Source organism: Kitasatospora sp. NPDC057512, from assembly GCF_042802135.1.
Taxonomy (GTDB): Bacteria; Actinomycetota; Actinomycetes; order Streptomycetales; family Streptomycetaceae; genus Kitasatospora.
In genome coordinates, this window is the sequence record NZ_JBHVET010000564.1 from 1 (window position 1) to 5,880 (window position 5,880).

4 protein-coding genes are annotated in these 5,880 nt (G+C 70.9%); 2 read left to right on the forward strand and 2 right to left on the reverse strand.

Annotated features, from left to right (window positions below; all coding sequences use genetic code 11):
• Window positions 1–179 precede the first annotated feature (179 nt).
• Window positions 180–932 (forward strand): response regulator transcription factor, encoded by a 753-nt coding sequence (locus tag ACFU6K_RS29110; protein WP_082346073.1) that lies wholly within the window; start codon window positions 180–182, stop codon window positions 930–932.
• 12 nt (window positions 933–944) lie between these two features.
• On the opposite strand, the gene ACFU6K_RS29115 is transcribed toward ACFU6K_RS29110, so the two are convergent.
• Together ACFU6K_RS29115 and ACFU6K_RS29120 are read right to left on the reverse strand one after the other, a co-directional pair.
• Window positions 945–2,153 carry a winged helix-turn-helix domain-containing protein gene (locus ACFU6K_RS29115; RefSeq protein WP_380667980.1) on the reverse strand — a complete coding sequence of 403 codons (1,209 nt, stop codon included), beginning with the start codon at window positions 2,151–2,153 and terminating at the stop codon, window positions 945–947.
• Window positions 2,154–2,242: 89 nt separating this feature from the next.
• On the reverse strand, window positions 2,243–2,800 hold the full coding sequence (locus ACFU6K_RS29120) for a GNAT family N-acetyltransferase (protein WP_380667983.1): 558 nt from the start codon (window positions 2,798–2,800) through the stop codon (window positions 2,243–2,245).
• 255 nt (window positions 2,801–3,055) lie between these two features.
• On the opposite strand from ACFU6K_RS29120, the gene secA reads away from it, so the two are divergent.
• Window positions 3,056–5,818: a preprotein translocase subunit SecA gene (gene secA, locus ACFU6K_RS29125; protein WP_380667985.1), complete on the forward strand. Its 2,763-nt coding sequence runs from the start codon at window positions 3,056–3,058 to the stop codon at window positions 5,816–5,818.
• The last annotated feature ends 62 nt before the right edge of the window (window positions 5,819–5,880 follow it).

The window sequence follows — 5,880 nt, forward strand, 5'->3', positions numbered from 1 at the left end:
GTTCGAACGGCGGTGCGTCGAGGGCGCTGTGCGGTTCGAACGGCGGTGCGTCGAGGGCGGTCCCGCGTCCCGGACGGAGGGGTCACCCGTTGCGGGGGAATCGGCATCGGAGCGTGACCGGGGCGGCGCCGGGGCGTGGAATGATTGGCGCACGACGACCCGCGAAGGGGGAGGAGCGGATGGGGGATCACTTCGGGCTGGGGCCCGGGGTCGGGCCAGGGCTGCCGTTGGGGGCGGAGGATGAGCCCGCGTACGAGCCGCACCGGGGTGAACCGATCCGCGTGTTGGTCGTGGACGACCACGCGCTGTTCCGTCGGGGGCTGGAGATCGTCCTCGCGGAGGAGCCGGACATCAAGGTCGTCGGCGAGGCGGGGGACGGCGCCGAGGCCGTGCTGAAGGCCGCCGACCTGCTGCCCGACATCATCCTCATGGACGTCCGGATGCCGCGCCGCAGCGGGATCGAGGCCTGCACGGCGATCAAGGACGTGGCACCCAGCACCAAGATCATCATGCTGACGATAAGCGACGAGGAGGCCGACCTCTACGAGGCGATCAAGGCGGGGGCCACCGGCTACCTGCTCAAGGAGATCTCCACCGACGAGGTCGCCACCGCGATCCGCGCGGTCGCCGACGGGCAGTCGCAGATCAGCCCCTCGATGGCGTCCAAGCTGCTCACCGAGTTCAAGTCGATGATCCAGCGCCGCTCCGACGACCGGGACCTGGTGCCCGCGCCCCGGCTCACCGACCGGGAGCTGGAGGTGCTCAAGCTGGTGGCGACCGGGATGAACAACCGGGAGATCGCCAAGGAGCTGTTCATCAGCGAGAACACCGTGAAGAACCACGTGCGCAACATCCTGGAGAAGCTCCAGCTGCACTCGCGGATGGAGGCGGTGGTGTACGCGATGCGGGAGAAGATCCTCGAAATAGGCTGAGCCGGACAGGCCCTAACGGCCCGCCAGCAGCTTCTCCAGGGTCGGGCGCAGCCGCTCGTCGTGCAGCGTCCCGACCCGCACCGCGTCGCAGCCGACCCAGTCGGCCGCCTCGCGCAGCGCCGTCGCCAGCGCCTCGACGTGCCGGGCGCCCCGCCCCGGACCGTCCAGGGAGACCTGCCGGGCGACCAGGGTGCGCCCCTCGCGGGCCGGGTCGACCCGGCCGACCAGCCGGCCGCCGGTCAGCAGCGGCATCGCGAAGTAGCCGTGCACCCGCTTGTGCTTGGGCGTGTAGGCCTCCAGCCGGTGCGTCATGCCGAAGATCCGCTCGGTGCGGGCGCGGTCCCAGACCAGCGAGTCGAACGGCGAGAGCAGTGTGGTGCGGTGGCGCCCGCGCGGGGCGGTGGCGAGGGCGGCCGGGTCGGCCCAGGCCGGGGCCGGGGCGCCGTCCGGGCCCCAGCCGGCCACCTCGACCGGGACGAGCCCGCAGTCCGCGAGCACCGGGTCCAACTGCTCGGCGCGCAGCCGGTGGTAGTCCAGCAGATCGGCCCGGGTGGCCACGCCGAGCGCGGCGCCGGCTTGGGCGACCAGGGTGCGCACGCACTCCTCGTCCGACCGGTCCTGCCCGAACAGGGCGTCGGGGATGGCCTGTTCGGCCAGTGCGTAGACCCGCTTCCAGCTCCGGCGCTCGGTGCAGACCACGTCGCCGAAGGCCAGCGCCCGCTCGACCGCGATCTTGGTGTCGGACCAGTCCCACCACTCGGCGGTCTTCTTGGCGCCGCCGAGCTCGGTGGAGGTCAACGGCCCCTCGGCCCGCAGCTTGTCCAGCACGGCGCGGTAGTTCTCGGGCGGGACCTGGTGGCCCCAGAGGTGGCCGCGGTCGCGGTAGCGGCGGCGCCGGAAGGCGAACAGCGGCCACTCCTCGACCGGCAGGACGCAGGCCGCGTGCGACCAGTACTCGAAGCTGGTGCCGCCGCCCCAGTAGGCCGCCTCGACGGCTGGGCGGCCGACCGCGCCGAGGCGGGCGTACGGCACCAGCTCGTGCGAGCGGGCGAGCACCGAGATGGTGTCCAGCTGGACGGCGCCCAGGTGCCGCAGCACCCCGCGCACCCCGCCGCGGCGGTCCGGCGCGCCCAGCAGGCCCTGGGCGCGCAGGGCGATCCGGCGGGCGTCGTCGGCGCTGAGGACGGCGGTGGGGGCGGGGCGGGCGGCAGCGGCGGTCATGCCGGGGAGCGTAGTCCGGGGCACTGACAGCGCGGGTCCGCGGACCTGCCCCGGGCCGCGGGCTCGGGCCACGTCGGAGGGCAGCGGGCTCAGGCCACGTCGGAGGGCAGCAGGGAGGCGATCCAGGCGTCGTGGAAGGCGCCGCGCTGCTCGGCGTACGAGCGCAGGGTGCCCTCGAAGCGGTAGCCGACCTTCTCGGCGACCGCGCGGGAGCCCTCGTTGCCGACGTAGGCCAGCCACTCCAGGCGGCGCAGGCCCAGCTCGCGCAGGCCGTAGTGGGAGACGGCGCGCGCGGCCTCGGTGGTGTAGCCGCGGCCGCGGAACTCCTTCACGGCCCACCAGCCGATCTCGGCGCAGCCCGGGTCCTGGGGGCGCAGGACGAGCCCCTGGGAGCCGACCAGGGCGCCGGAGCCGCGCTCGAACACGCACCAGATCAGGTTCGCCCCGGTGCGCCGGCCCTCGATGGCGAGATCGCGTACGAAGAACTCCGCGTCCTCGCGGCGGTAGGGCGACGGGACGACCGTCCAGCGCTGGATCTCCGGGTCCTGGCACGCGGCGTGGACCGCGTCGATGTCCGACTCCTGCGGGGGGCGCAGGACCAGTCGGTCGGTGGTGAGGGCGGGAAGTTCGGCGCGAAGTTCGTCCATGAACGGATTATTCCGCCAGGGGAGGAAGGAGGCCATCCCATTAATCGCCCGCCTTCGCGCCCAACTCCACGACCCGCCGACCGTTTTGTCCCGGTGGACGGTGCTATCGGGCCATGTGCTCGCCAGGGTGACACGGGAATACCGTGCTGACGCACCTCCCGGGGGGTTGGACTCCTCGCATACGATGGCCCGTGCGGTGGGGTGGACCCGCCGTGCAGTCGTCCAGTGCCAATACAGGCAAGGAGCCCGCTCATCGTGTCCGTCTTCGACAAGATCCTGCGCGCCGGCGAGGGCAAGATCCTTCGCAAGCTGCAGCGGATTGCCGCCCAGGTCAACTCCATCGAAGAGGACTTCGTCAACCTCACCGACGCCGAGCTGCGCGCACTGACCGACGAGTACAAGCAGCGGCTCGCGGACGGCGAGACCCTGGACGACATCCTCCCCGAGGCGTTCGCCACCGTCCGCGAGGCCGCCAAGCGCGTGCTCGGCCAGCGGCACTACGACGTCCAGCTCATGGGCGGCGCCGCCCTGCACCACGGGTACGTCGCCGAGATGCGCACCGGTGAGGGCAAGACCCTCGTCGGCACGCTGCCCGCGTACCTGAACGCGCTGACCGGCAAGGGCGTCCACCTGATCACGGTCAACGACTACCTCGCCGAGCGCGACTCGGAGTGGATGGGCCGGGTGCACCGCTTCCTCGGCCTCGAAGTCGGCGTGATCCTGGCCAACATGACGCCCGCCGAGCGCAAGCGCCAGTACGGGATGGACATCACGTACGGCACGAACAACGAGTTCGGCTTCGACTACCTGCGCGACAACATGGCCTGGTCGCAGGACGAACTCGTCCAGCGCGGCCACTACTTCGCGGTCGTCGACGAGGTCGACTCGATCCTGATCGACGAGGCCCGCACCCCGCTGATCATCTCCGGCCCGGCCGACCAGGCGACCAAGTGGTACGCCGACTTCTCCAAGCTGGTCCTGCGCCTGAAGATCGACCGGGACTACGAGGTCGACGAGAAGAAGCGCACCGTCGGCATCCTGGAGGAGGGCGTCAGCCGGGTCGAGGACTACCTGGGCATCGACAACCTCTACGAGTCGGTGAACACCCCGCTGGTCGGCTTCCTGAACAACGCCATCAAGGCGAAGGAGCTGTACAAGCGGGACAAGGACTACGTCGTGATGAACGGCGAGGTCATGATCGTCGACGAGCACACCGGCCGCATCCTGGCCGGCCGCCGCTACAACGAGGGCATGCACCAGGCGATCGAGGCCAAGGAGGGGGTGGAGGTCCAGAACGAGAACCAGACCCTGGCCACCATCACCCTGCAGAACTTCTTCCGCCTGTACGACAAGCTCGCGGGCATGACCGGTACCGGCACCACCGAGGCCGCCGAGTTCCACCAGATCTACAAGCTCGGCGTGGTGCCGATCCCGACCAACAAGACGCCGCTGCGCATCGACCAGCCCGACCTGATCTACAAGTCGGAGCCGGCCAAGTTCGCCGCCGTGGTCGAGGACATCGCCGAGAAGCACGAGAAGGGCCAGCCGGTGCTGGTCGGCACCGTGTCGGTCGAGAAGTCCGAGTACCTGTCGCAGGAGCTGCGCAAGCGCGGCATCCCGCACGAGGTGCTGAACGCCAAGCACCACGAGCGCGAGGCGCAGATCGTCGCGCAGGCCGGCCGCAAGGGCGCCGTCACCGTCGCCACCAACATGGCCGGCCGCGGCACCGACATCATGCTGGGCGGCAACTCCGACCACCTCGCGGCGGCCGAGCTGGCGCAGCGCGGACTCACCCCGACGGAGACCCCGGAGGAGTACGAGGCCGCCTTCCCGGCCGCGCTGGAGAAGGCCAAGGCCTCGGTGAAGGCCGAGCAGGACGAGGTCAAGGAGGCCGGCGGCCTCTACGTCCTCGGCACCGAGCGGCACGAGTCCCGCCGGATCGACAACCAGCTGCGCGGCCGCTCCGGCCGTCAGGGCGACCCGGGCGAGTCCCGCTTCTACCTGTCGCTGGGCGACGACCTGATGCGCCTGTTCAAGGCCGGCATGGTCGAGCGCGTGCTCTCGATGGCCAACGTCCCCGAGGACGTGCCGATCGAGTCCAAGATGGTCACCCGCGCCATCGCCTCCGCGCAGACCCAGGTCGAGCAGCAGAACTTCGAGATCCGCAAGAACGTCCTCAAGTACGACGAGGTGCTCAACCGCCAGCGCGAGGTCATCTACGGCGAGCGCCGCCGGGTGCTGGAGGGCGAGGACCTCCAGGAGCAGGTCGGCCACTTCATGGACGACACCGTCGAGGCGTACGTCCGCGCGGCCACCGGCGAGGGCTTCGAGGACGACTGGGACCTGGACAAGCTCTGGACCGCGCTCAAGCAGCTCTACCCGGTCACCCTGGACCTGGAGGAGCTGGAGGAGGAGGCCGGCGGCCAGGCCGGGCTGACCCCCGAGTTCCTGATCAAGTCCATCCAGGAGGACATCCAGGGCCAGTACGGCGCCCGCGAGGACCAGCTGGGCGCGGAGATCATGCGCGAGCTGGAGCGCCGGGTCGTGCTGTCGGTGCTGGACCGCCGCTGGCGCGAGCACCTCTACGAGATGGACTACCTCCAGGAGGGCATCGGCCTGCGGGCCATGGCGCAGCGCGACCCGCTGGTCGAGTACCAGCGCGAGGGCTTCGACATGTTCACCGCGATGATGGAGGGCATCAAGGAGGAGTCCGTCGGCTACCTGTTCAACCTGGAGGTCCAGGTCGAGCAGCAGGTCGAGGAGGTCCCGGTCGAGGACGCCCAGGTGGTGCTCGACAAGCTGGAGAAGGACGCCGCCCGCCCGGAGATCAAGGCCAAGGGCCTGGAGGCCCCGAAGCCGCAGCGGCTGCACTACACGGCCCCCTCGGACGAGGTCGGCGGCGGTGTCATCGAGGGCGACTTCGAGGACCTCGCGCCGGAGGACGAGGGCGACGGGATGACCCGCGCCGAGCGCCGCAAGGCCGCCAAGTCGGCCAAGGGCCGCCGCCGCAAGGGCTGAGCCGGCCCCCGGCCACCAGCCAGGACGCCACGCAGGGCGCCGTTCCCGGACCGGGACGGCGC

Bases quoted from the DNA above. Each gene is read 5' to 3' on its own strand.
- ACFU6K_RS29110 (WP_082346073.1), top strand. From the start codon at position 180: ATGGGGGATCACTTCGGGCTGGGGCCCGGGGTCGGGCCAGGGCTGCCG.
- ACFU6K_RS29115 (WP_380667980.1), bottom strand. From the start codon at position 2,153: ATGACCGCCGCTGCCGCCCGCCCCGCCCCCACCGCCGTCCTCAGCGCC.
- ACFU6K_RS29120 (WP_380667983.1), bottom strand. From the start codon at position 2,800: ATGGACGAACTTCGCGCCGAACTTCCCGCCCTCACCACCGACCGACTG.